Genomic DNA, 23,731 nt, shown 5'->3' on the forward strand with positions numbered 1-23,731 from the left:
CGTGTAGGAACCAACCGCGCGCGCATCGCGTTGCGCTCACACCACAGCGGCGTGCTGTGGGGAAAACTGACCGACATTTACCACTGTTTGGAATCGTTCGGTTTGGTATGGTCACCTTGCGTTATCGAGCTGCTTTTATAACGCATCGGGTACGTTCTGGGGGACACACGGTATGTGGCGCTTTATTATTGTGACGTTCGGGTTTCTGGCGTTCGCCTTTTACGAGATGAGCGGTGGTGCCGATTTCGACCCCGAGGCCACGCGGTTGGCGCGGGTCGAGGTGCCTGTAGCCGTGGACGCAGAGAAACTTGAACGTGTGGTAGATGCGGCCCCCGCCGCGCAACGGCTGCTGCCCGAGAATGTCACGCGCGTGTCCCTGAACCTCAACAGTGTCAACGACGTGCTGCGCCCGCAGCGCAACGTGCCCACAACCCCTGCGCGCCTATTGCCTGCCGCGGAAGAACCAGAGGCCACGGACGTCGCGCTGTCTGAAGAGGAACCCACCGTCATCCTGCCCAGCCTGATCGTGGACACGGCCGTTATCACGCCGGTCGATTTCAACGCCCCGGCAACGACAGAAGAGACCGTGCAAGAGGTGCGGGAAGTGTCCGCGCGCAACGTCAATGTCCGCGGCGGTCCCGGCACCAACTTTTCCGTCGTGAACAAGCTGACCCGTGGCGATGCGGTCGAAATCCTGCAAGACCCCGGCAATGGCTGGGTCAAGCTGCGCCCGGTCGGCGGCGGCACCGAGGGATGGATGGCAGACTTCCTTCTAAGCGAAGGCTGATTGCGCGACGCGCGCAGCGCGCTATTGTCCCGCTCGGATACGAGCAGGACAGGCAATGGCACAAAAATCCATACTCATCACCGGGTGTTCCTCGGGGATTGGCTATGCCGCGGCGCACGGCTTGCGTGCCGCCGGATGGCGCGTTTTTGCAGCCTGCCGCAAGGCCGAAGATTGCGCGCGCCTGCGGGCCGAGGGGTTCGACAGCCCGCGCATTGATTACGGCGATCCCGACACGATCCATGCCGGTCTGGCCGAAGTATTGACCGCCACGGGCGGCACACTGGACGCCGTGTTCAACAATGGCGCTTTCGGCATCCCCGGCGCGGTCGAGGATTTGCCGACGGACGCCTTGCGGGACATCTTCGAGGCGAATTTATTTGGCTGGCACACACTGACACGGGCGGTCATCCCTGTGATGCGCGCGCAAGGGCATGGCCGGATCGTGCAATGCTCATCCGTGCTGGGTTTTGTCACGATGCCTTGGCGCGGGGCGTATAATTCGACGAAATTCGCGCTTGAGGGGCTGACGCAGACCTTGCGGGTCGAGATGCGGGGCACGCCGATCCACGTCATTTCGGTCCAACCAGGGCCGATCACCAGCAAGATAAGACTTAATTCGATCCCGCATTTCGAGCGGTGGATCGACTGGGAAGGGTCGGTGCGTATTGATCAGTATCGCAAAAAGCTGCGCAAGCGTTTGTACGAAGACAGCGGACCGGATACGTTTGAGTTGCCCCCCGAGGCGGTCGTCAAAAAACTGCGCCACGCGCTTGAGGCGCCAAAGCCGCGCCCGGTCTACATGGTGACGACACCGACATATATCATGGCGGCCTTGCGCCGTATCTTGCCGGTACGTGCGCTCGATTGGGTGCTTTCGCGCGGGTGACCCAACGCCGCGTTCGCTTTTGGACATGCGCCGCCTACATCGTGGCAAGACAAGAAAAAGGGACAGTGAACCATGGGTTCTGACGCGTTATTCATCCTGATCGTTCTGGCCTGCCTGGCCGTGGTTGTCGTGCTGATGCTGGGCCTTGGCGGCTTTGCCAAGGGCTCGGGATGGGCCAAGACCAACTCGAACAAGTTGATGCGCTACCGGATTGGCGCGCAATTCGTGGCCGTCCTTTTGATCCTGGCCTATGTGGCACTGCGCGGAACGGGGAACTGAACATGGTCGTCCTGAACAAGATCTATACGAAAACGGGTGATGCGGGCGAAACCGCATTGGGCAACGGCGCACGGGTGGCCAAGCACGCGATGCGCGTGACGGCCTATGGCACGGCGGACGAATTGAACGCCTTTCTGGGCGTCGCGCGGCTGGAAGCGTCGGGCGATATTGATACGTCACTGAGCCGTATCCAGAACGACCTGTTCGATCTCGGCGCAGATCTGTGCCGTCCCGACATGGAAAAGGACGCAGACTCCGAATACCCGCCCTTGCGGATGACAGACGCGCAAGTGTCGCGGCTGGAAGCCGAGATTGACGCGATGAACGGTGATCTTGAGCCACTGCGCAGCTTCATACTGCCCGGCGGCTCTGCCCTGTCGGCGCATTTGCATGTGTGCCGCACCGTGGCACGCCGGGCCGAGCGGCTGTCGGTCGAACTGGCCACGATGGAGGCGGTGAACCCCGCCGCCGTGAAGTACCTCAACCGCCTGAGCGACTGGTTCTTTGTGGCGGCACGCATTGCCAACAACGGTGGCAAAGATGACGTGCTCTGGATACCGGGCGCAAACCGCGACTAGTCCTGCACCGGCTCCCACAACTCAATGGGTGTCCCTTCGGGATCGGTGAGATGCGCAAAGCGGCCGATCCCGGGCATATCTCCCACCATCTTGACGGTCACGCCCGCGTCTTCCAGCTGCGCGGCCATCTTGTCGAGGTGTTCGACCCGGAAATTCAGCATGAATGCCTTGTCCGCAGCGAAGTAGTCCGTGTCCGCAGCGAAGGGCGCGAAGACGGTAGGTCCACCCTGCGCCATCCAAGGTGTCTGGTCCGCAGCCGTCGGCACCAGATTGATACCCAGCATATCGCGGTACCACGACGCGAGCCCTTCGGGGTTTTCGGATCGAAAGAAGAAGCCTCCAAATCCTGTGACACATTCCATTTCGATCCCTCCGTCCGGCTTTCCAACAGTGTATCAAAGTTTCCGTTGGGGCGCATCGCTTTGAAAACGCGGCGTTCAAAGGCCGTGACGCGACGATTTTGTCCTGTTTCCGTAACGGCGACTTGGGTAAACCGAGCGGGATAAACTATTTCGGCTGTCGAAGCTGAGTCGTTATTTTGAGGAGAGGAACGCTCATGAAGGTGCTTGTGCCTGTCAAACGCGTGATCGACTACAACGTGAAGGTGCGCGTGAAAGCGGACGGTTCCGGGGTTGATCTCGCCAACGTGAAAATGTCGATGAACCCGTTTGACGAGATTGCCGTCGAACAAGCCATCCGCCTGAAAGAAGCGGGCCAGGCCGAGGAGGTCATTGCAGTCTCCATCGGTGTCAAACAGTCGCAGGAAACCCTGCGGACCGCTTTGGCGATGGGCGCCGACCGCGCGATCCTGGTGATTGCCGCCGACGACGTACACACCGATATCGAGCCGCTGACCGTTGCCAAGATCCTCGCCAAAGTGGTCGAGGAAGAGCAACCCGGCCTCGTGCTCTGCGGCAAGCAGGCCATTGACAACGACATGAACGCAACCGGTCAGATGCTGTCGGCCCTGCTGGGCTGGAGCCAGGCCACGTTCGCCTCCGAAGTCGAAGTGGCCGGCGACAAGGCCAAGGTCACGCGCGAAGTGGACGGTGGTCTGCAGACCATCGAGGTGAACATGCCGACCGTCATTTCGGTCGACCTGCGCCTGAACGAGCCGCGCTATGCGTCGCTGCCCAACATCATGAAAGCCAAGAAAAAGCCGCTGGACGAGAAAACAGCCGCTGACTACGGCGTCGAGACCGCACCGCGGCTGGAAATCGTGAGCACGGCAGAGCCCGAAACGCGCGCTGCTGGCATCAAGGTGGGCTCGGTCGAAGAGCTTGTGTCGAAACTCAAAGAAGCGGGGGCTGTGTAATGGCTGTTCTTCTTCTCGCAGAAATCAATGACGGTGAACTGAGCATGGACGCCACGGCCAAGGCCGTGACAGCCGCCAAGGCGCTGGGTGACGTGACCGTGCTGGCAACAGGCGCAACCTGCGCTGATGCCGCCGCAACCGCCGCCACCATCGACGGCGTGGCACGGGTGCTGTGCGCCGAGGATGCGCTGTATGGCAAGCGTCTGGCCGAGCCGGTCGCGGACCTTATCGTGTCTCTGGCCGGTGATTACGAACATATCGTCGCCCCCGCCACCACCGACGCGAAAAACATCATGCCCCGCGTTGCGGCCCTGCTGGACGCGATGGTGATCTCGGACGCAACGGCCGTGGTCGACGGCAACACATTCGAGCGTCCGATCTACGCGGGCAACGCGATCCAGACCGTGAAAACCGGTGATGGCAAGAAGGTCATCACCTTCCGCACGTCGACCTTTGACGCGGCAGGCACCGGCGGTTCGGCGTCGGTCGAAACCATCGGTGCGGCGTCGGACCCTGCCCTGTCTGCTTGGGTCGAGGACAAGGTGGCCGAAAGCGACCGTCCCGAGCTGACCTCGGCTGGCGTGGTTGTGTCCGGTGGGCGCGGCGTCGGCTCCGAAGACGACTTTGCGCTGATCGAAAAGCTGGCAGACAAGCTGGGCGCCGCCGTTGGCGCGTCGCGTGCCGCGGTCGACTCAGGCTATGCCCCGAACGATTGGCAGGTCGGTCAGACGGGCAAGGTCGTGGCACCAGACCTCTATGTCGCTGTCGGCATCTCGGGGGCGATCCAGCACCTCGCGGGCATGAAGGACTCCAAGGTCATCGTCGCGATCAACAAGGACGAGGAAGCGCCGATCTTCCAGGTTGCGGATTACGGGCTGGTCGCCGACCTGTTCGACGCCGTGCCAGAGATGATCGAAAAGCTGTAAGCAGCTTCAAATCCCGTGCAATCTGAACGCCCGCCGGTCATCCGGCGGGCGCTTCATGTCAAGGCGGGCACAAGCGATTGCGCGATTTCCTGATGCGCTGATGGGCCCAGCATCAGCCGCGCGGCAGGTGCGTCCAGTTCATTGAACACCATCCCTTCGGTCCCCGCCTTGATCGCATCATCCGAAATCACCGTTTCAACATAATCCGTCGCCAGTTCCGAAACTTTGTCGATCATCTCGCGCGAGACAAAGGCCGAGTCGGCCTCAGGATCTTGCGCAGATGCTTCCGGCGTTTGACGCGCCGCCCACAGCAGGACTGTCCGGCCCGAAATCTGGCTGAGCACGAGACGCATCCGCGCGATCCACGCCATTTGCAATTCTTCCACAACGGTCTCGAACCGCTCGGGAGAGATCAGTTGCAAGCGCGCCAACATGTGGTTGGTGAAGTTGAACTCGGCAAAGTCCACCTCGCGGTAGATGGCGCGCAACAGCGAAGACGCCTCGACAAAACGGTCATTGCGGCGCGGATGCACCCGGTAAAATCGATTCGACATGTTCCGCGGGCTGGTGATCTGAATCACCGTGGTCTGCGCCATGCCAGAAACCTCCCGCAGATACGGGTCGGTCGCAAAGACATCGACGCCGCCATTGAGCGAACCGAAATTCACGCATGTCACGCCCGTGGACCGTTCCACAAGCTCTGGAAACGGCGTTGCCACAAACTTGCCATAGGTGATCGACCCACCAAAGAACGCAACAAACGGCGCGTCCAAGGACCGGCGCGGCCCACGAAACAAAACCTTCGAATTGCCGTATCTGCACGGCAGGTAGTCAAGCCCGCCAGGACCTAACGATTCAATACTCATGAGACCCACTCTCACTATTTTTCCCACGTTCATCATCGCAGCGCCGAGTTGACGAAGCCCTAACGAAATCGGGCGTTAATGAGGCATTGCATCCCCTTGCCCCGGCACGCGGCTGACCCTAAGGTGCAGCGACGGGACACGAGGGCAGAGATGAACATCAAGACGGTCGGAATTGTGGGTGCTGGGCAGATGGGCAACGGCATCGCACATGTGATGTCACTCGCGGGTTACGATGTCATGCTGAATGACATCTCGGGCGACGCGCTGGCCGGTGCAATGGCCACGATTGACCGCAATCTCGAACGACAGGTCAGCCGCGAAAAGATCAGCGCCGATGACAAATCCGCAGCCCTCGCCCGCATCCACACAACGCAGACCCTTCCAGACCTCGGCCAGACCGATCTGGTGATCGAGGCGGCGACGGAGCGCGAAACGATAAAGCAGGCCATTTTCGAGGATCTCCTGCCGCATCTGCAACCGCATACGATCCTGACCTCGAACACCTCGTCGATCTCGATCACGCGCCTGGCCAGCCGCACGGACCGACCGGAAAAATTCATGGGCTTCCACTTCATGAACCCCGTGCCGGTGATGCAACTGGTCGAATTGATCCGCGGCATCGCGACCGACGCCGAAACATTTGACGCCTGCGCCGCAGTCGTCGAAAAACTGGGCAAGACAGCGGCCACGGCCGAGGATTTTCCGGCCTTCATCGTCAACCGCATCCTGATGCCCATGATCAACGAGGCGGTCTATACGCTCTACGAAGGCGTAGGGTCGGTCAAATCCATCGACTCGTCGATGCGTCTGGGCGCCAACCACCCGATGGGTCCGCTGGAACTGGCCGACTTCATCGGGCTGGACACGTGCCTGGCCATCATGAACGTGCTGCATGACGGGCTGGCAGACACCAAATACCGCCCTTGCCCGCTTCTGACCAAATATGTGGAGGCTGGCTGGTTGGGCCGCAAGTCGCAACGCGGCTTCTATGACTACCGGGGCGAAACGCCGGTTCCGACGCGGTAGCGTTTTCCGACACAGAAAACGGACCGGAATTTTGGTAAAATTCCGCGCCCCTCAGTCCTTGAGCGCCATGGTGTGATCCCGCAACCACGCCATGAAACCGCGCGGGTCATCCTTGAACCCTGTCACAAATTCCTGATCAAGCGGATCGCCGACAATGGGGCCCTGCGGCTTGTTGCAGGACCGCACGATCTCGTGCAGCAACAGGCCTTGCCGCAGCATCGGCGACACCTTGTCGGCGATGTGATAGGCGCGGCTGTTTGAACCGGGAAAGCGCATCGGCACGACCGTCGCGCCGGAACGGCGGATCAGCTGCGCGGTAAAGACGTTCCACTCTGCCTCGATCGCGGGGCCCCACCATGTCTCCGACGTGGCAACGACACCTGATGGAAACAGGGCCACCACACCCCCCTCTTTCAGATGCGCCATCGCCTTGGCGCGCATCTCGACCCCTTTGCGCTGCGCATCGGGATCATGGGGAAAGGGCACCGGGATCATGTAGCTGCCCGCCACCTCATCAATGGCCGTCAAAAGCGAACGGGTCAGGATCCGGTAATCAGGCCGCACACGTCCGATAAGGTCGGCAAAGATCATGCCATCGACCATCCCATGCGGGTGGTTTGCGACAACGATGACCGGCCCTTCCTTGGGAATGCGGTTCAGCTGTTCTTGCGGCGTGGTCAGATCAATGCCCATCACATCAAGGCAGGCGCGCCAGAACGCCTGTCCACCCGGTGCGCCCTGCCGCTCGAACTTGCGGATCAGGCGCAGGATGGTGAGCTTGCCGGTAAAGGCTTCCATCACGCGGATAAAGGTGGCCTTCCAAGGATCCTCGAAGGTCGACGCATAGGACAGGCTGCGCCGGTCATAGGTGTTGAACGACACCTTCTCGGGCTCAGGCTTTGCAACCTTCGTCATGTTGTGTGTGCTATCGACCAAGCGATCGTCACCTTCTATCGACATGTGGACCATGCCGGTCCGTTTGGCTCAGGTCTCTTCCCCGAACTTGTCGGCCACCAATGCGCTGAGCGCATCTGCCAACGGTTCGGCATCAGGGCCCGAAGTTTCAACGTCAATAAAACTTCCAATTGGCGCTGCCAACATTAAAAGGCCCATAATGCTGTCGCCTGATGCAGACATACCATCCTGGCTGACGGTCGCGCGGGCATCGAAGGCCTCGACCACTTCGACCAGTTTGGCGGACGCACGCGCGTGCAATCCCTTGATGTTCACGATTTCAAGTCTGCGGTGGGACATCTTCAGGTATCTGCGCCTATATTCTGGCTGTCGATATACTTCTTGCCTGCACTCAGGGCGGCCTGCACCGCGTCCGACACATGCAGCTTGCGGCTCTTGGCAAGCTTGATCAGCATCGGCAGGTTAGCTCCGTAAAGTATCCGGCGGTTCTGCGGCTTGCAAGCCAAGAGGCTCAGGTTCGACGGGGAACCGCCGAAAAGGTCGGTCACCACGACCACACCCTCGCCGGTATCGACGTCATCGGCGGCGGCGCAAATCTCGGTCTCCTTTGCCTTGCGGTCGTGATCCGCTTCGATGGCGATGGCACGCACGCCGGGCTGCGCACCCACGACATGCTCAATCGCGCGAAGGTACTCCCCCGCGAGCCCGCCATGTGCGACAATCACGATCCCGATCAAGCTGATGCCTCTTCGCGTTTGCGGCGATCCAGTTCCCGATGCCGAATAGACACTTGCCAGCCAGCCGCTGCAAGGGCTGCCGCGACGGTTTCCGCCATGGCAACCGACCTGTGTTGGCCGCCGGTGCAACCGAATGCAACCGATAGATGAGATTTTCCCTCGTCCAGAACCGCGGGCAACTGCCAGAGCAGCAAGTCACGCAATCGTGTTTCGAACTCTTGCGCGCGCGGATCGGAATAGATGTGGGTTTTGACCCCCGAATCCAAGCCGGTCTTTTGGCGCAGCGCCGGCTCCCAATAGGGGTTCTTCAGGAATCGGCAGTCAAATACCATGTCCACAGATCGCGGCAGACCGCGCTTGTAACTGAAGCTCTGGATCGACACCGCCAGCTGGGTTTGCTCACCCGGCGAGAACCAGTGCTCGACCTCGGCCCGCAACTGGTGGACATTCAGGTCGCTCGTGTCGATCAGCACATCTGCACGCTCCCGCACCGGCGCCAAAAGATCCTTCTCCCGCAGGATCCCCGCCTCGACCCGGTCGGCCTCCGCCAGCGGGTGACGGCGCCGCGTTTCGGAAAAGCGATTGAGCAATATGTCGGTCCGGCAGTCGAGATACAGAAGTTCGGGCATCACACCCGGCACCGCCGCAATCTGGCCCAACGCGTCATTGATTGCCGTGGCCGAAAAGTCGCGATTGCGCGGATCAAGGCCCAAGGCCACCGGCGCCTCGCGGTCTGGACTGTCAAGAAGCGACCGGATCAGGCGCATCGGCATGTTGTCGATCGCCTCGTATCCCAAATCCTCAAGCACCCGGATCGCGCTCGAACGCCCCGCACCCGATGGGCCGGTGACAAGTACAAGGCGGCGGGCAGCGGGCATCGCGGGTCTCACTCCGTGTCGCGTCGTCCGCCTTTCACGTATTGCATCACGGCAAAGGGCCAAGCCGGAGTGTCTACTTTGTGAATACACGGAAATATGTGATCCAAGATGGGCGTTTGGTGCAGCTCGGGCAAGCGCTTCGTCTCGACCACATCAAGGTCCACCACGAAGTGCAGCGGCGCCGTCACACTGTGGGCGTTCAGGATCCCGACGCCGCGTGCTTCGATCTGTCCTTTGATGGCCGCGGGGGCCGTCAGCACAATTCCATGGGTGGCGCGGGTCAACTCGGTCTGGTCGTCGGCGATCAGCGTGGCGCCCAATCCCATCAGCTGAAGCGCAAGGCTCGACTTGCCGCTGCCCGACGCGCCTCGGATCAAAACACCGCGCCCGTCCACGGCAACCGCACTCGCGTGCACACGCAACGCCGCTGTCATCGCAGGTTAGACCGGCAAACCAACGACAAAGCGCGCGCCCAAGGGTTCGGATGTAATGTCAGCATCGGTGGGGCGAATGTTCTCGGCCCAGATCACACCGCCATGCGCTTCGACGATCTGCTTGGAAATGGCGAGGCCAAGGCCCGAATTGTTGCCGAAATGCTCTTCCGGACGCTGCGAATAAAAGCGTTTGAAGATCTTGGTCAGCGCTTGATCGGGTATGCCGGGTCCGGTGTCCTCGACCACCACCAGCACGCGGTTTTCGCGCTTGCGCGCCCAGACCCGGATGGCGTCGCCGTCCTCGCAAAATGAAATCGCGTTGGTGATCAGGTTGACAAAGACCTGCGCAAGGCGCGCCTCCAGGCCCTGCACCTCGATCGGGTGTGCAGGCAGGTCCGTGATGAACTCAATGCCCTTGCTGCGGGCGTCTTCTCCCAGGTACTGACCCAGATTGCCCAGCATTTGCAGCAGGTTGAACGGCTCTTCCTCTTCCTTGACCAGTTCACTGTCAAGACGGGAGGCGTTCGAGATGTCGCTGACCAGACGGTCCAGGCGCCGGACGTCATGGTCGATCACATCCAGCAGCTTCTCGCGCTGGTCATCGCGTTTGATCATCCGCAAGGTGCCAACCGCAGAGCGCAGCGACGCGAGCGGGTTCTTGATCTCATGCGCCACATCCGCGGCGAATTGTTCGTTGCCGTCGATGCGGTTGTAGAGGGCCGCGATCATGCCGCGCAACGCACCGGACAGGCGGCCAATCTCGTCGGGGCGCGCCGTCAGATCGGGGATGCGGATGCGGCCCGGGTTCACCTTGCGCGCGTTCTTGTCTCGACCCAATTCGGCCGCTGCGGCAAGGTCAGCCAGCGGGTTCGCAATGGTCGAGGCCAGAACCAGGCTCAGGCCGATGGACACCAGTGTCGCGATGACGAACATTTGCAGCACCCGTTCCCGTTCACCGCGCACAAGGGCGTCGATTTCTCCCGACGCGCTGGTCAATGCGATCACGCCCACGGCCGCGCCGTCATGCTGGATTGGCGTTACAACACTGAACATTGCGCCGCCGGCGACGGCGAGGCTTTCGCTGATCTGCGTGTCTCCGGCCAGGCTGCGCGCCACAAGAGGCCGCAACTGATTCTCGATCGGTTCGGGCGGTGCTGCTTCGGTGCCTGAAAACGGGCGGGAGATCTGGTGCCACAGCCAGCCCAGGCCATCGGTCAGGACCGCAGCGTTTTCCGTCCCGTTGACCTGTCGCGGCAGCGGCGCAAGGGTGCCCTCACTTTGCGCGACAAGCACTTCAGCGGGATCAAAGACATACACCTCGTGGCCCGCGCGAAGGTCAAGCGCGGCAAGCGTTTCCGGCACATTGGCACCGTCACCTGTCACCAGGCTCACCGGCGCGCCGGTCGGCAGCTGGGCCTCGATCACGTCAGCGACCAGCTCGGCCTGCGCGACCAGCGCGGACAGACGCTGCACCGCGAGGCTCTCGCGGGTTGAGTTCAGGTACAGGATGCCTGCCACCAGAACATTCAGCGCGATCAGGTTGAACGTGATGATCTTGCGCGCAAGCGGTGACGCACGCAACGACATCAGGCCGCGCCGCGCACGCCCGTCGCGCAACTCGGTCGCGGCGGATGTTTCCGGTGCGACCCAGTCTTCCCCAAGGACGATATCACCGTCACGGGAGGGAGGTGTGCTCGTGTCTCGCACTGCTGTCCTCTCGGCCTGCGCCCGTTCTGGGCGCGCTACGCCTTGTTATTCTTCGTTGTAACGATAGCCGATGCCATAGAGCGTCTCAATCGCCGAGAATTCATTGTCCGCGCTGCGCATCTTCTTGCGCAGGCGCTTGATGTGACTGTCGATCGTCCGATCATCAACATAGACCTGATCGTCATATGCGACGTCCATCAACTGGTCGCGGGATTTCACGAAACCGGGGCGTTGGGCCAATGCCTGCAACAGCAGGAATTCCGTCACCGTCAGCGACACGTCGTTGCCCTTCCAACTGACCGCGTGACGTAGCGGATCCATCCGCAGCTCCCCGCGCTCCATCACCTTGGTCTCCTCGGTGTCGCCGACAACGTCGCCTGCCACCGCATCCTGGCGGCGCAGCAGCGCGCGGATGCGTTCGACCAACAGACGCTGGGAAAACGGCTTCTTGACATAGTCGTCGGCCCCCATGCGCAGGCCCAGCACTTCGTCAATCTCGTCGTCTTTCGACGTCAGGAAGATCACCGGCATCGTCGTCTTCTGCCGCAGGCGCTGCAACAGATCCATGCCGTCCATGCGCGGCATCTTGATGTCCAGCACCGCCATGTCCGGCAAGCGCTTGTTAAACGCGTCAAGCGCAGCTTGACCGTCGTTATATGTTTCTACCTCGAACCCTTCAGCCTCGAGCGTCATGGAGACGGACGTCAGGATATTCCTGTCGTCATCCACCAATGCAATCTTTGACATTGCCTGTTTCCTTATACTGCTCGTACCATTTGTTTTTTCTGCCATTGTTTCGGTTTTGACGTTGCGAATCAATCCATAAGTGCGAATCGGTGGGTAAATCCGCTGCAAGACTGCCCAGAAAGTGGTTAGGAATGGCTAAATTGCCGCACATTCCCGCCGACAGTGCACAGCGTGGAAACACTGTTTGCGCAACCGGTCGCGATGGTGGCGCTAACCTTGGACACAGCCCTATTCACCTTATGAATCCGCGTGTTAAGACGCCGGAATACAGCGGCGTAATGTCGTTTCGTGGCCTTTGGGCCGTACTCTGACCATCACCGCCGCATGGCGACATCAGGAGAGTTCACATGACATTTGGACGGGTAAACCCGCAGTTCCGCCTCGAAGATCAAGGGATCAATGGGCTGGGCGATGTCTATTACAACCTGATCGAACCCGCCCTGATCGAACGCGCGCTCGAACGGAACGAAGGCACGCTTGGCAAGGGCGGCACATTCCTTGTCACCACCGGCAAGTTCACGGGCCGTTCGCCCAAGGACAAGCACGTGGTGAAAACCGACAGCGTCGCGGACAGCATCTGGTGGGACAACAACGCCGCCATGTCGCCCGAAGGCTTCGATGCGCTGTACCAGGATATGCTCGAACACATGAAGGGCCGCGAGTATTTCGTTCAGGACCTGACGGGCGGGGCCGACCCCAGCTACTCCATCAACGTGCGCATGGTGACCGAGCTGGCATGGCATGGCCTCTTCATCCGCCACATGCTGCGCCGTCCCGATGCCGAGGATTTGCAGGACTTCATCGCCGACTTCACTGTCATCAACTGCCCGTCCTTCCAGGCCAACCCAGAGCGTCACAATTGCCGCTCCGAAACCGTCATCGCGATGAACTTCGACCGCAAGATGATCCTGATCGGCGGCACGGAATACGCGGGCGAGAACAAGAAGTCGGTGTTCACCCTGCTGAACTACCTCCTTCCCGAACGCGGCGTGATGCCAATGCACTGCTCGGCCAACCACGCGCAGGGCAACCCGGTTGACACCGCCATCTTCTTTGGCCTGTCGGGAACGGGCAAGACGACGCTGTCCGCCGATCCCGGCCGCGTGCTCATCGGCGATGACGAACACGGCTGGTCCGGCCGCGGCACTTTCAACTTCGAAGGCGGCTGCTATGCCAAGACCATCAATCTGAGCGAAGAGGCAGAGCCGGAAATCTACGCCACGACCGAAAAGTTCGGCACGGTGATCGAAAACATGGTGTTCGACCCCGACACCAAGGATCTGGACTTCGAAGATGACAGCCTGACGGCCAACATGCGCTGTGCCTACCCGCTGCACTATATCTCCAATGCGTCATCCTCGGCGCTGGGTGGTCATCCCAAGAACATCATCATGCTGACCTGTGACGCGTTTGGCGTCTTGCCGCCCATTGCGCGGCTGACACCCGCACAGGCCATGTACCACTTCCTGTCCGGCTTCACCTCCAAGGTGGCAGGCACCGAGCGCGGCGTGACCGAGCCCGAGCCCACATTCTCCACCTGCTTCGGCGCACCCTTCATGCCGCGTCGGCCAGAAACATATGGCAAGCTGCTGCAGGAAAAGATCGCCAAGCATGGCGCGACCTGCTGGCTGGTGAACACCGGTTGGACGGGCGGCGCATACGGCACCGGCAGCCGCATGCCGATTCGCGCCACGCGGGCACTGCTGACGGCAGGACTGGACGGGACATTGGCCAAGGGGGAATTCCGCAAGGATCCGAACTTTGGCTTCGATGTGCCTGTGTCTGTGCCGGGCGTGGCCGACATCCTGCTCGACCCGCGGCGCACATGGGACGACGCGGCCGCCTATGACCGCCAGGCGGCCAAGCTGGTCGACATGTTCTCGAACAATTTCGAGCAGTACCTGCCCTATATTGATGACGACGTAAAAGCCGCCGCCATCAGCTAAGGACGCTCCCGGGGCCTTACGCGGCCTCGGGCACCACATCCGACAGCGGAATATCAAGCAGGTATTCCAGATCCTCGCGGCTGTTGTAGGCAAGGAACGTGTCGATCGGGGCGTCACGCCCCTCGACCACCCATTTCAGGACACTGGGTTCCAGGTGCAGGTATCCGATCCGGGCCGCGAACCCCTTGTACGCCACGACGTTCAGAATGAACCCGTAGATCCAGTCCGGGTCCCAGCGCTGCATCATCTCGAGCATACCTGTACGCCCAAGTACGGGCGCAAGTCCGACACCGCGATACTTGCCCCGCTCCGGCGCGACCCAGAACTCGCCGTGATACGCAGCCATGCCGTTGATCTTGTGCGTGCCCGGCGTCGCGCGAAAGCGTGACCGGGCCAGATCAACGCCCTTGAGCGGCGGTGGAAACGCCCTGAACTGCCGCAGCAGATAACCACTCAGTGGGCGCGCAGACAGTCGCACACGTTTGGCCGCCTGCGTATGGATCAACTCTCCGTCCTCACTGCGGCCAATCAACCAGAACGCGTTGGACCGGTTCAGACCGTGCAGGTCGGGATCGAAGGGCGCGCCCAGCTTCTGCATGGGGCGTTCTTCGGCAACGATGTCGCGATACTCTTCAAAGTCCGTTCCAATGGTCAGAGTAATCCCCTGTGATACCAAGATATTGCGGCTGGTCGCGATAAATGGCGCCGCATTGCCGGGGAACTGAATGGTCATAACTATCTCTCCTCTGACGCATTGCGTCAAAGTTAAGACAGATTCGTGGAAAATACCCGTAAAACTCGCTGAATAAGTGTAAGTTCGTTAAGGTGGCGGTTTTGCGAGGTTTTCGAATGTTGCATGTGCCGGGTCAAAATCCGGTGGTTCGATTTCCGCAAGATCGGCCCGCTGCGCCTCGTCCAGAGCAGCGATCTTCACGTTCACGGTGGGCACAACCAGGGTCGTTACAGCAGATGACCGATCAGGAAAAAATCCAGCCATCATAAGGCGTTGGTAGGCCATCGTGACCGGTCCGGCATCGTTCCGGCCGGGCATGCGGGTGAACACGTGGTCCAGTCGGGCCATCTGCGTTGTCTGAATATCGAGAAAGGACTGATCGAGCATTCGTCCGAATTCCTCACCCGCAGGCAAGCGCGCAATGGGACGACCAATACTTGAGCGTGCGTAATCCTGTCCAAACCAATTCACGTATGCCGAGCGTTGGCCGAATTCGACGCAGATCCAGCCCGAATCAGAATTGCGGTACACCATCAGGTAGGGACGGACATGCGCCAGCGCCGGATTTTCGATCTCACCGGCGCCCATGACCCACGCGCGATACGTCTCGCGCAGCAAGATCGACTCGTCATGCCAGATGTCCCCGATGGGTTGTTGTTGCTGATAAAAGACCCAGTCACCGGCCTTGGCCTGCAAATATTGCAGCGCGCTGCGCACTCCGGTCTGCCCCTTGGACCACGCGCGTGCATGCATCAGAAGTTCGCGCGCTTCAGGCAGCGCCGCCTCTCCCGCCTCGGTCAGTTCATACCGGCGGTCCCGCGTCCGAAACAGCTCTTCCCCACGCAATTCCTCGAGTTGCGAAATATGGCGCCGCACCGTCTGCCGCGTGCTGTTCAGTTCCGCCACCGCATGGGACAGGTTCAACGTCTGCGCCAGCGTCGTGAACGAGCGGATCATCTCGAACAGCAGCGGTTGATTGGCGTCGGTCAAGTTGCGCGTCGGGGCATTCACAGGCAAACCCAATGTATGATGAGCAATACATCTACGTTAAATGAATCATACATTAATGCAACATTTACGTGTGGTATTGGGTGCAAAACTAGCCAATTGAACCTGTGCGTGTACTCGGCGATGACTGTCTCCAGATAAACCGGAGGTAATTAGTTGTGTCACACCCAGTAGATGTTCACGTCGGCAAGCGCCTGAAACAAATCCGCACCCTGCGTCGGATGTCACAAACCGATGTTGCAAAACGTTTGGACCTGTCCTTTCAGCAGATCCAGAAATACGAAATCGGGTCGAACAGAATCGCGGCAAGCCGCCTGTTTGAACTGTCGCGTATCCTCGACGTGCCCACGTCCTATTTCTTTGAGGGTCTGGCCGAGCAGGATCCAGCCCCCCGCAACGATCGGGGCCTCGATATTGTGAACGCGCTCGCCACGATCGAAGACGAGAGAATCAAGTCGCGGATCGTGACCTTCATCGAAGACGTGTCGGGCCTGACAGTCGCACGCAGGGCCTCCTGAGGGCGGTATTTCACGAAATACCCCTGCGGTGTATGACGTCCGGCTGCACCACGGGCCCAAAAGAATAGTAGTCGTACGAGTGACACCGCGCCCAACTTGGGCGCGGTTTTATTTTGTGCAATACTCTTCCCATGCCACATCCATGCTGCACTGCAGTATAATGCCACGCAAGAAACGAACAAATGGCCGCACCAAAATGAATGTTTGTTGCGCTGCACCTGCGAACTAGGTAAGCCGAGACCGAGTTGAAAATGAGGAGCCAAGCCATGGCACATGACGGACAGGATATTGGGGCGGTCACGCCCATTTTACTGGATGACCTGCTTGGTCTGACACGTGCGGCGCTGAAGCCAGTCCAGGACATTACCGAACTCGCCCGCACCCGTCTGCGGGCTGAACTCAGTGTGGATGGTCGCGTGTCCGGCGCCCTTGTGGAAGAGAATCAGACCGCCGCCCACGGTCTCGCGTGGCTCGCCACCTACACCGAATCGCTGCGCCAGATGCAGAAATGGGCCGAAGCGCTCGAATCGCAGTCCAAGTTTGGCGAGGTCGAAGCCCTGATTCACCAGATCGCGTTCGGTGAATACCTCTGGCAAATCTATGGCGGCATCCAGATGAACCAGGGCGAAGTGCTGCGCCTGCAGGATCTGGGCCTGTCCCAGGACGACATGCGCGGCATGATGGACCCCGCGGTCATGACACTGACCCAGGGCGGCAACACCCAAGCCGCCCGCGTGCGCCTTGTCGAGCTGATGCAGGAACGCAGCGCCGAGATCACGGTGGGCGCGTCCGGTCTCGACGAAGAGCTCGAGATGATCCGCGAGCAGTTCCGCCGCTACGCCGTGGACAAGGTCGAACCCTTCGCCCACGATTGGCACCTCAAGGACGAGCTGATCCCCATGGAGGTGATCGACGAGCTGGCCGAGATGGGCGTTTTCGGCCTGACCATCCCCGAAGAATACGGCGGCTTCGGTCTGTCCAAGGCCTCCATGTGCGTGGTGTCCGAAGAGCTGTCGCGCGGCTATATCGGTGTCGGCTCGCTCGGCACCCGGTCCGAGATTGCCGCCGAACTGATCATCGCCGGCGGCACGGAAGAGCAAAAGCAAAAGTGGCTGCCGCAACTGGCCAGCGCCGAAACGCTGCCCACAGCCGTGTTCACGGAACCCAATACCGGCTCGGACCTCGGCGCCCTGCGCACCCGCGCGGTCAAGGACGACAATGGCGACTACAAGGTCACGGGCAACAAAACCTGGATCACCCACGCCACGCGCACGCAGGTGATGACGCTGCTGGCCCGCACCGATCCCAACACGACAGACTACAAGGGCCTGTCGATGTTCCTCGCTGAAAAGACGCCCGGCACCGACGAAAACCCGTTCCCAACCGACGGCATGACCGGCGGCGAGATCGAAGTGCTGGGCTACCGCGGCATGAAAGAATACGAGCTGGGCTTCGACAACTTCCACGTGAAGGGTGAGAACCTGCTCGGCGGCGAAGAGGGCAAAGGCTTCAAGCAGCTGATGGAGACCTTCGAATCGGCCCGCATCCAGACCGCAGCCCGCGCCATCGGTGTGGCGCAATCCGCGCTCGACATCTCGATGCAATACGCACAGGACCGCAAGCAGTTCGGCAAATCCCTGATCGACTTCCCCCGCGTCGCCAACAAACTGGCGATGATGGCGGTCGAGATCATGGTGGCACGCCAGCTCACCTATTTCTCCGCCTTCGAAAAGGACGAAGGCCGGCGCTGCGACGTGGAGGCGGGCATGGCCAAGCTGCTCGGCGCCCGCGTGGCGTGGGCGGCTGCCGACAACGGGTTGCAAATCCACGGCGGCAACGGCTTTGCCTTGGAATACAAAATCTCCCGCGTGCTCTGTGACGCCCGTATTCTCAACATCTTCGAAGGTGCGGCCGAAATTCAGGCCCAGGTCATCGCCCGCCGCATCCTCGGCTGACACACACCCGTAAGGCGGGTTTTCAACCCGCCATACCCTCTGTGATCAGCAACACTGTAGGCCGGGCTTCTGCCCGGCCTCGTCGTTTCTACGGCACACACATCCCATTAACCCACCCTTAACCTTCACCACCGCACGCTCCGTTAACCCCGGTTTCGGTGCATCAGCGGTGCACGGTCGGTGCACACATGGTGCACAGGTTGTGCATCGCCGTTTTCCCAACAAACACGGGCGTTAACCCGCATATCCGACCCTCCCGCGTAAAACGCGGGTTAACTGTTGCGCGTACGGTGCCTCCTCCGCCATTCTGACCCAATGCTCACCTTCGCCGCCGCCGTCTTCTTCCTGATCATTACCCCCGGCCCCGGCGTCCTTTCGGCGGCAGGCGTCGGCGCCGCCTTCGGCATGCGGTCGGGCCTGCGCTACGTGCTGGGTCTCCTCATCGGCAACAACCTCGTGATCCTCGCGGTGATCAGCGGCCTCGCCGCCCTGATCCTCGCAAGTCCGGCCCTGCGGACATTCCTGTTCGTTCTGTCCACCGGCTACCTGCTCTACCTCGCGGCGCGCATCGCATTTGCCGGGTCAAAACTGGCCTTCGCCCCGGCAGAGACCGAGCCCGGCGTGATCAACGGCATCCTGCTTCAGCCAATCAATCCAAAGGCTTACGCCGTCAACACGGCGCTCTTTTCCGGCTTCGCACTGATGCCTGACGCGCTTGTGGCCGAGGCCGCCTGGAAGCTCCTGATCGTCAACGCGATCTGGCTACCGATCCACGTGCTGTGGGTTTGGTTCGGGGTGCAACTCAAGGCGCTCGACCTCGCCCCGCATCGCCAGCGGCGGATCAATTATGCCATGGCCGCATCCATGCTTCTGGTGGTCGCGCTGGCGGTGGCCTCCGGGATCTAGAACCGCCCACATGCCGGCCGAACAGCATGCAAGATAAGCAAATTTTTTCGCACCATGTGCGGCAAAACGCTCATACCGGAAGTTGTAGCCGCTTTCGCTTGCACCCCTGCATACCCGAGCGTATCGCACGAACATGGCCAAAGCACCCCTTTCCCCCGCCGCCTGGATCGACGCCGGGCTTGAACAGCTCACCGCCCAAGGGCCACTTGCGCTCAGGGCCGAGCCATTGTCACGACACCTGAAGACCTCCAAAGGGTCTTTTTACTGGCATTTCAAGGACGTACCAGCATTCCAGAAGGCATTGCTCGCCGAATGGAAAAGCCGCGCCTTGGCAACGCTTGCCGACGACAGCGCACAGAATGGAACGCCCACGGACAAGATGATCCGCTTCGGACAAAGCGTACAGGAAGACAGCCCCGGTCCCGCCCTGCGCGCCTGGGCGCAGCAGGACAAAGCCGTCGCCAAGGCGCTGGCAGAGGTCGATACGGCCCGCCTCAAGCGTCTCACGGATCTGATGTCCAGCATCGGTGTCACGAACGAGGATTTCGCACGCTCCGCCTATGGCTCGCTTGTCGGGCTGAAGCAGATGCGCACCGACGATGGTGAAGCGCTCGTCGCCTTTGCGGCACTCGTAGATCTGGTGATGGCCCTGAAATGATCCGCGCTGCGGCGCTGACGCTGCTTGCGTCCATCCCCGCCTGCCAGGCAGACGAGACGGTCGCACGCTACGGCGCCGCAGATCGGCTGTGGGAGCTGCAAACCCTGAACGGCTCCGCACTGCCTGGGCCCACGACGCTCGAATTTCAGCCGGGCGGCCCGGTGTCGGGTCAGGCGCCCTGCAACAGCTTCAGCGCAACCAACACGGTGCCGTATCCATGGTTCCAACTCAGCCCGATCCTGGCCACGCGCACAGCCTGCGCGGACCTTGATGCGGAAACGGCATATCTCGACGCACTCGCGCGCATGACCCAGTCCGAAGTGCGCGAGGGCACGCTCTTTCTGCGCAATGATGACGGCGACGAAATGGTGTTCACAACGTCCGACTGAACGCATCGACAAAACGCGCGCGCGCTTCCGGCAATGGCCGCGACCCCAGATCAGGGGCAAGGTGGTGCGCCAGAAAATACCCGGTCGTCTCCAACCCCTGTGCAATCTCGCGATCCGGCGCGTCCCCCTCGCGGCGCAGCACTGCCGGCAGGGGCAGCAGCCGGTCCGCCCAGATGCCAGCACCCGCCTCGGATACGGCCCGCCCCGTCTTGGGCGACACATAGGCCAGGCCGTCCGTCGCCCCCGTCGCCGCACAGGCCGACAGATCAAGGCCAAAGCCCATCTCCTCAAGCAGCGCCAATTCCCATTGCAAATAGGCCAACGGCCATACGGCGTCCTGCCCCAGCAGATCCAGCAGCGCTTCGGTCCGACGGTACAGCGGTCCATACGCTTCGCGCTCCGGCAGGCAAAATCCCAACAAGCCGGTGACGGCATTCAACCCCGCCAGCGCCAACCGATTGCCCATGACCAATGCGGCACGGCTGCGCACAGGCTCTACGGCAAATGTCCCGATATGATCCTCAAGCCGCGCACGCCACGCCACATCCAACTGCGCCCCAGGCTGCAGGATGGGCGCGATCTTGCGGCTGGTCCCGCCCCGCACGACACCGGCATGGCGCCCCTTTTCCTCGGTAAACACATCAATGATCGCGCTGGTCTCTCCATGGCGCCGCACGCTCAGCAATATGCCCGTGCCGCGCCACTCCATCTCAGGCCAGACCCTCTTGATCCAGAAGGTGCCGCCCGGCCCGGTCCTCCACCTCGATCACCCACAGATCGGGATCAAACCCGCGCTGCCGGGCCACGGCGGCGTCCACATCCGGTTCCGGCCCGGACGCCAACTCGGCCCAGACCCGCGTGTCGGTCATCAGATCAAAAGACCGCTGGTACAGAACAGCCTGTCCATCCAGCGTGTTCAGCTTGACCAAAACCGCCCCGCCCGTGTCATCCCCATGGGACACGACAAACCCCGGGATGTCGGCAAAGCGCAGGCGCGCCAGATACGCGTCCACCCAGAACCGGGATGTCAAACGGGGCGACACGCACGCTCCTTCACTTTGCCAGATAAACCGCCCCCGGAGGGCCGATCAGCAAAACGCTCAGGCATTTCCATCTTTGAAATCCAGACCCATCTGGTCATAGCGTTCCGCCTCTTCCAGCCACTTCTCGCGCACCTTCACCTGCAGGAACAGATGCACCTTGCGGCCCAGAAACTCCGCCAGTTCCTCGCGTGCGGCCTTGCTCACCGCCTTGATGGTCTCGCCCTTGTGACCCAGGACGATTCCCTTGTGCCCATCGCGGCTGACATAGATGATCTGGTCCACCTTCGCCGATCCATCCTTGCGCTCTTCCCAGGCTTCCGTCTCAACGGTCAGCTGATAGGGCAGCTCCTGATGCAGGCGCAGGGTCAGCTTCTCGCGGGTCATCTCGGCGGCGATCATGCGCATGGGCAGATCGGCAATCTGATCCTCGGGATACAGCCATGGGCTTTCAGGCACCTGCTCCGCCAACCACTTCCGAAGGGTCTCGACCCCATGGCCCTTCTCGGCAGAAATCATAAAGGTTTCGACAAACTCGAACCGTTCGTTCAGGTCCTTGGTCAGACCCAGCAGAACGGGCGCCTCGACCCGGTCAATCTTGTTGATGGCCAGCGCCACGGTGCGGCCCTTTCCGATCTCAGCGAGCTGGGTCAGAATGCGCTCAACCCCAGCGGTCACACCGCGATGCGCCTCGATCATCAGCACGATGACATCCGCATCCGCCGCCCCGCCCCAGGCAGCGGCGACCATCGCACGGTCCAGACGGCGACGCGGCTGGAACAGCCCCGGCGTGTCGACAAAGACCAGCTGGCTGTCGCCCTCCATCGCCACGCCGCGAATGCGGGCACGGGTGGTCTGCACCTTGTGGGTCACAATGCTGACCTTGGCGCCCACCATGGTGTTCAGCAACGTGGACTTGCCCGCATTGGGCTCTCCGATCAGGGCGACGAAACCCGCACGCGTGGTCATGCCGACCCCTCCAATTCCTGTAGCAGCGCTTGGGCCGCAGCCTGCTGCGCCTCACGCTTTGACCCGGCGGTGGCGGTCGCCTCCGCGCCCGTGGACAGGCGGGCGGCGATGGTGAACACCGGCTGATGATCCGGCCCCGACCGGGCAGTTTCCACATATTGCGGCGGGGTCAGGCCCCGCGCCTGCGCCCATTCCTGCAACGCCGTCTTGGCGTCGCGCGCATCCGCATCGACGCGCGCGATGCGCTCACCCCATAGGCGCAGAATCAGCGCCTTGGCCGCCTCAAACCCGGCATCCAGATAGACGGCTGCGATCACCGCCTCGACCGCATCACCCAGCAACGCCTGCTTGCGCCGCCCACCTGACAGCATCTCGGACCGACCCAGGCGCAGCACATCGCCAAGTGCGATGTCGCGGGCCACCTCGGCGCAGGTCTCCTTGCGGACCAGTGCGTTGAAGCGCGGGGCCAGCGTCCCTTCGGCGGCACCCGGATCCGCTTCAAGCAAGGCTTGCGCCATCACCAGACCCAGCACCCGATCGCCCAGAAACTCCAGCCGCTGGTTGTCCGACCGCGTCGGCGACGACATCGATGCATGCGTCACCGCCTCGACAATCAGTTCGGGCGCGGCAAAACGGTGGCCGATCCGGCCCTCGAACGCCGAAAGGTCCGCGCCCAGCTTCACTCGATCCTCTTGAAATAGCGATCGCTGCGCCAGGTCCAGAAGAACAGCATAGACCGGCCCGCGGACGAGAACATGATGCGGTCTGCGCGACCAATCAGGTTCTCGAACGGCACGTACCCCACGCCACCCGCCACCTGCGCCAAGCGGCTGTCAGAGGAGTTGTCGCGGTTGTCACCCATGAAAAAGTAATGACCCTCGGGCACGCGGTAAACGGGCGTGTTGTCGGATTGCTGAACGGCCACGTTCAGCACCACGTGTTCTTCACCATTCGGGAACGTCTCGACAAAGCGCGACTTGGTACAGGCGGCGCCCTGCCCCACCGCGCCGCTCTCACACCGGGGCAACAGGCCCTGCGGCCCCTGTCGGTCGAACACCTCTGTAAACGTGCCCGCAGGGTCCTGCGGCACCGGCGTCCCGTTCAGCACGATCTGCCCGTCGCGCACCTGCACGGTATCCCCCGGCAGGCCCACGACCCGCTTGATGAAGTCCGCCCCCGACACAGGGTGACGGAACACAACCACATCGCCCCGCTCGGGCTGGCCCGCCAAGATACGATCATCGCCCATGAACCCGCACAGCGCCTGCGCATCCAGTCCAACGGCTGGAATCGACGGGCAGGACGCGTAGGAATAGCCGTAGGCCATCTTGTTCACGAACAGGAAATCCCCGATCAGCAACGTCTCTTTCATGGACCCCGACGGAATCCAGAACGGCTGAAAGAACAGGGTCCGAAACACACCCGCAATCAGCAGCGCATAGACGATGGTCTTGATCGTCTCGATCACGCCATTCTGGGACTTTTCCTTGGCGGCCATTGCGCGCTCCTTGGGGTGTGGGGTCAGCGC

Annotated in this window: 28 protein-coding genes and 1 pseudogene; 13 read left to right on the top strand and 16 right to left on the bottom strand. The window is 61.4% G+C overall.

All coding sequences use genetic code 11. The features are described 5' to 3' along the window. Positions 1-172: 172 nt before the first annotated feature. The 4 genes from BWR18_RS13515 to BWR18_RS13530 all read left to right on the top strand — a co-directional run bounded on the left by BWR18_RS13515 (position 173) and on the right by BWR18_RS13530 (position 2,530). A complete protein-coding gene (locus BWR18_RS13515) occupies positions 173-787 on the top strand; it encodes an SH3 domain-containing protein (RefSeq protein WP_076628964.1) in 615 nt (204 codons plus the stop codon). Between the two features lie 55 nt (positions 788-842). Continuing rightward, the gene (locus BWR18_RS13520; protein WP_076628965.1) at positions 843-1,673 is read left to right on the top strand and encodes an SDR family NAD(P)-dependent oxidoreductase; all 831 of its coding nucleotides are present in this window, start codon (positions 843-845) and stop codon (positions 1,671-1,673) included. 72 nt (positions 1,674-1,745) lie between these two features. Beyond that, entirely contained in the window at positions 1,746-1,952 is a 207-nt protein-coding gene (locus tag BWR18_RS13525; protein WP_076628967.1) for a twin transmembrane helix small protein, read from the top strand. Positions 1,953-1,954: 2 nt separating this feature from the next. Next, positions 1,955-2,530 carry a cob(I)yrinic acid a,c-diamide adenosyltransferase gene (locus BWR18_RS13530; protein WP_076628968.1) on the top strand — a complete coding sequence of 192 codons (576 nt, stop codon included), beginning with the start codon at positions 1,955-1,957 and terminating at the stop codon, positions 2,528-2,530. On the opposite strand, the gene BWR18_RS13535 is transcribed toward BWR18_RS13530, so the two are convergent. Then, positions 2,527-2,892: a VOC family protein gene (locus tag BWR18_RS13535; RefSeq protein ID WP_076628970.1), complete on the bottom strand. Its 366-nt coding sequence runs from the start codon at positions 2,890-2,892 to the stop codon at positions 2,527-2,529. The two genes, BWR18_RS13530 and BWR18_RS13535, sit on opposite strands and share 4 nt — an antisense overlap. A gap of 194 nt (positions 2,893-3,086) precedes the next feature. Here BWR18_RS13535 and BWR18_RS13540 point away from each other — a divergent pair, with 194 nt between their 5' ends. Both BWR18_RS13540 and BWR18_RS13545 read left to right on the top strand, forming a co-directional pair. After that, positions 3,087-3,845, top strand: a complete 759-nt coding sequence (locus BWR18_RS13540; protein WP_076628972.1) for an electron transfer flavoprotein subunit beta/FixA family protein — start codon at positions 3,087-3,089, stop codon at positions 3,843-3,845. Then, positions 3,845-4,771 carry an electron transfer flavoprotein subunit alpha/FixB family protein gene (locus BWR18_RS13545; RefSeq protein ID WP_076628973.1) on the top strand — a complete coding sequence of 309 codons (927 nt, stop codon included), beginning with the start codon at positions 3,845-3,847 and terminating at the stop codon, positions 4,769-4,771. The genes BWR18_RS13540 and BWR18_RS13545 overlap by 1 nt, the downstream gene beginning before the upstream one ends. A 53-nt stretch (positions 4,772-4,824) precedes the next feature. Here the strand turns inward: BWR18_RS13545 and BWR18_RS13550 are convergent, their stop codons facing one another. Continuing rightward, positions 4,825-5,637, bottom strand: a complete 813-nt coding sequence (locus tag BWR18_RS13550; RefSeq protein ID WP_076628975.1) for a DUF6473 family protein — start codon at positions 5,635-5,637, stop codon at positions 4,825-4,827. A 150-nt stretch (positions 5,638-5,787) separates the two neighbouring features. Between BWR18_RS13550 and BWR18_RS13555 the strand changes: the two genes are divergently transcribed. Further along, positions 5,788-6,663 (top strand): 3-hydroxybutyryl-CoA dehydrogenase, encoded by an 876-nt coding sequence (locus BWR18_RS13555; RefSeq protein ID WP_076628977.1) that lies wholly within the window; start codon positions 5,788-5,790, stop codon positions 6,661-6,663. Between the two features lie 51 nt (positions 6,664-6,714). Here the strand turns inward: BWR18_RS13555 and BWR18_RS13560 are convergent, their stop codons facing one another. From BWR18_RS13560 to BWR18_RS13590, 7 genes are all read right to left on the bottom strand, one after another. Next, the gene (locus BWR18_RS13560) at positions 6,715-7,578 is read right to left on the bottom strand and encodes a lysophospholipid acyltransferase family protein (RefSeq protein ID WP_172839388.1); all 864 of its coding nucleotides are present in this window, start codon (positions 7,576-7,578) and stop codon (positions 6,715-6,717) included. A gap of 69 nt (positions 7,579-7,647) precedes the next feature. Beyond that, a complete protein-coding gene (locus BWR18_RS13565) occupies positions 7,648-7,917 on the bottom strand; it encodes an HPr family phosphocarrier protein (RefSeq protein ID WP_076628978.1) in 270 nt (89 codons plus the stop codon). 2 nt (positions 7,918-7,919) lie between these two features. Next, complete coding sequence (locus tag BWR18_RS13570) at positions 7,920-8,315, bottom strand: PTS sugar transporter subunit IIA (RefSeq protein ID WP_076628980.1); 396 nt, start codon at positions 8,313-8,315, stop codon at positions 7,920-7,922. Continuing rightward, the gene (gene rapZ / locus BWR18_RS13575; RefSeq protein WP_076628982.1) at positions 8,312-9,193 is read right to left on the bottom strand and encodes an RNase adapter RapZ; all 882 of its coding nucleotides are present in this window, start codon (positions 9,191-9,193) and stop codon (positions 8,312-8,314) included. The genes BWR18_RS13570 and rapZ overlap by 4 nt, the downstream gene beginning before the upstream one ends. Before the next feature lie 8 nt (positions 9,194-9,201). Next, a complete protein-coding gene (locus tag BWR18_RS13580) occupies positions 9,202-9,627 on the bottom strand; it encodes an HPr kinase/phosphorylase (RefSeq protein WP_076628983.1) in 426 nt (141 codons plus the stop codon). A gap of 6 nt (positions 9,628-9,633) precedes the next feature. Then, positions 9,634-11,334 (bottom strand): sensor histidine kinase, encoded by a 1,701-nt coding sequence (locus BWR18_RS13585; RefSeq protein ID WP_076628985.1) that lies wholly within the window; start codon positions 11,332-11,334, stop codon positions 9,634-9,636. A 45-nt stretch (positions 11,335-11,379) separates the two neighbouring features. Further along, positions 11,380-12,081, bottom strand: a complete 702-nt coding sequence (locus tag BWR18_RS13590; protein ID WP_076628987.1) for a response regulator transcription factor — start codon at positions 12,079-12,081, stop codon at positions 11,380-11,382. Positions 12,082-12,428: 347 nt separating this feature from the next. Between BWR18_RS13590 and BWR18_RS13595 the strand changes: the two genes are divergently transcribed. After that, positions 12,429-14,027: a phosphoenolpyruvate carboxykinase gene (locus tag BWR18_RS13595; RefSeq protein ID WP_076628988.1), complete on the top strand. Its 1,599-nt coding sequence runs from the start codon at positions 12,429-12,431 to the stop codon at positions 14,025-14,027. A 16-nt stretch (positions 14,028-14,043) separates the two neighbouring features. On the opposite strand, the gene BWR18_RS13600 is transcribed toward BWR18_RS13595, so the two are convergent. Then, positions 14,044-14,760, bottom strand: a complete 717-nt coding sequence (locus tag BWR18_RS13600; protein ID WP_076628990.1) for a hypothetical protein — start codon at positions 14,758-14,760, stop codon at positions 14,044-14,046. 87 nt (positions 14,761-14,847) lie between these two features. Next, a complete protein-coding gene (locus BWR18_RS13605) occupies positions 14,848-15,750 on the bottom strand; it encodes a LysR family transcriptional regulator (protein WP_254684862.1) in 903 nt (300 codons plus the stop codon). A gap of 176 nt (positions 15,751-15,926) precedes the next feature. On the opposite strand from BWR18_RS13605, the gene BWR18_RS13610 reads away from it, so the two are divergent. From BWR18_RS13610 to BWR18_RS13630, 5 genes are all read left to right on the top strand, one after another. Then, complete coding sequence (locus tag BWR18_RS13610) at positions 15,927-16,286, top strand: helix-turn-helix domain-containing protein (RefSeq protein WP_076628993.1); 360 nt, start codon at positions 15,927-15,929, stop codon at positions 16,284-16,286. Positions 16,287-16,552: 266 nt separating this feature from the next. Continuing rightward, positions 16,553-18,241 carry an acyl-CoA dehydrogenase family protein gene (locus tag BWR18_RS13615; protein ID WP_076628995.1) on the top strand — a complete coding sequence of 563 codons (1,689 nt, stop codon included), beginning with the start codon at positions 16,553-16,555 and terminating at the stop codon, positions 18,239-18,241. 315 nt (positions 18,242-18,556) lie between these two features. Further along, the gene (locus BWR18_RS13620) at positions 18,557-19,147 is read left to right on the top strand and encodes a LysE family translocator (RefSeq protein WP_076628996.1); all 591 of its coding nucleotides are present in this window, start codon (positions 18,557-18,559) and stop codon (positions 19,145-19,147) included. A gap of 133 nt (positions 19,148-19,280) precedes the next feature. Further along, on the top strand, positions 19,281-19,805 hold the full coding sequence (locus BWR18_RS13625; protein WP_076628998.1) for a TetR/AcrR family transcriptional regulator: 525 nt from the start codon (positions 19,281-19,283) through the stop codon (positions 19,803-19,805). Beyond that, positions 19,802-20,194, top strand: coding sequence for an META domain-containing protein (locus BWR18_RS13630; protein WP_076628999.1), 393 nt, complete (start codon positions 19,802-19,804; stop codon positions 20,192-20,194). The genes BWR18_RS13625 and BWR18_RS13630 overlap by 4 nt, the downstream gene beginning before the upstream one ends. Here the strand turns inward: BWR18_RS13630 and recO are convergent. The 5 genes and pseudogenes from recO to lepB all read right to left on the bottom strand — a co-directional run bounded on the left by recO (position 20,178) and on the right by lepB (position 23,701). Continuing rightward, entirely contained in the window at positions 20,178-20,903 is a 726-nt protein-coding gene (gene recO / locus BWR18_RS13635; RefSeq protein WP_076629001.1) for a DNA repair protein RecO, read from the bottom strand. The two genes, BWR18_RS13630 and recO, sit on opposite strands and share 17 nt — an antisense overlap. A gap of 1 nt (position 20,904) precedes the next feature. Next, positions 20,905-21,237 carry a DUF1491 family protein gene (locus BWR18_RS13640; protein ID WP_076629002.1) on the bottom strand — a complete coding sequence of 111 codons (333 nt, stop codon included), beginning with the start codon at positions 21,235-21,237 and terminating at the stop codon, positions 20,905-20,907. 57 nt (positions 21,238-21,294) lie between these two features. Further along, positions 21,295-22,203 carry a GTPase Era gene (gene era / locus BWR18_RS13645; RefSeq protein ID WP_076629004.1) on the bottom strand — a complete coding sequence of 303 codons (909 nt, stop codon included), beginning with the start codon at positions 22,201-22,203 and terminating at the stop codon, positions 21,295-21,297. Then, positions 22,199-22,886, bottom strand: a pseudogene (gene rnc / locus BWR18_RS13650) (ribonuclease III); the annotation flags it as partial. The pseudogene rnc and the gene era, both read right to left, overlap by 5 nt. Next, entirely contained in the window at positions 22,883-23,701 is an 819-nt protein-coding gene (gene lepB, locus BWR18_RS13655) for a signal peptidase I (protein ID WP_076629007.1), read from the bottom strand. The pseudogene rnc and the gene lepB, both read right to left, overlap by 4 nt. Positions 23,702-23,731: the final 30 nt, after the last annotated feature.

It is taken from the genome of Tateyamaria omphalii (assembly GCF_001969365.1).
GTDB classification, from domain to species: domain Bacteria; phylum Pseudomonadota; class Alphaproteobacteria; order Rhodobacterales; family Rhodobacteraceae; genus Tateyamaria; species Tateyamaria omphalii_A.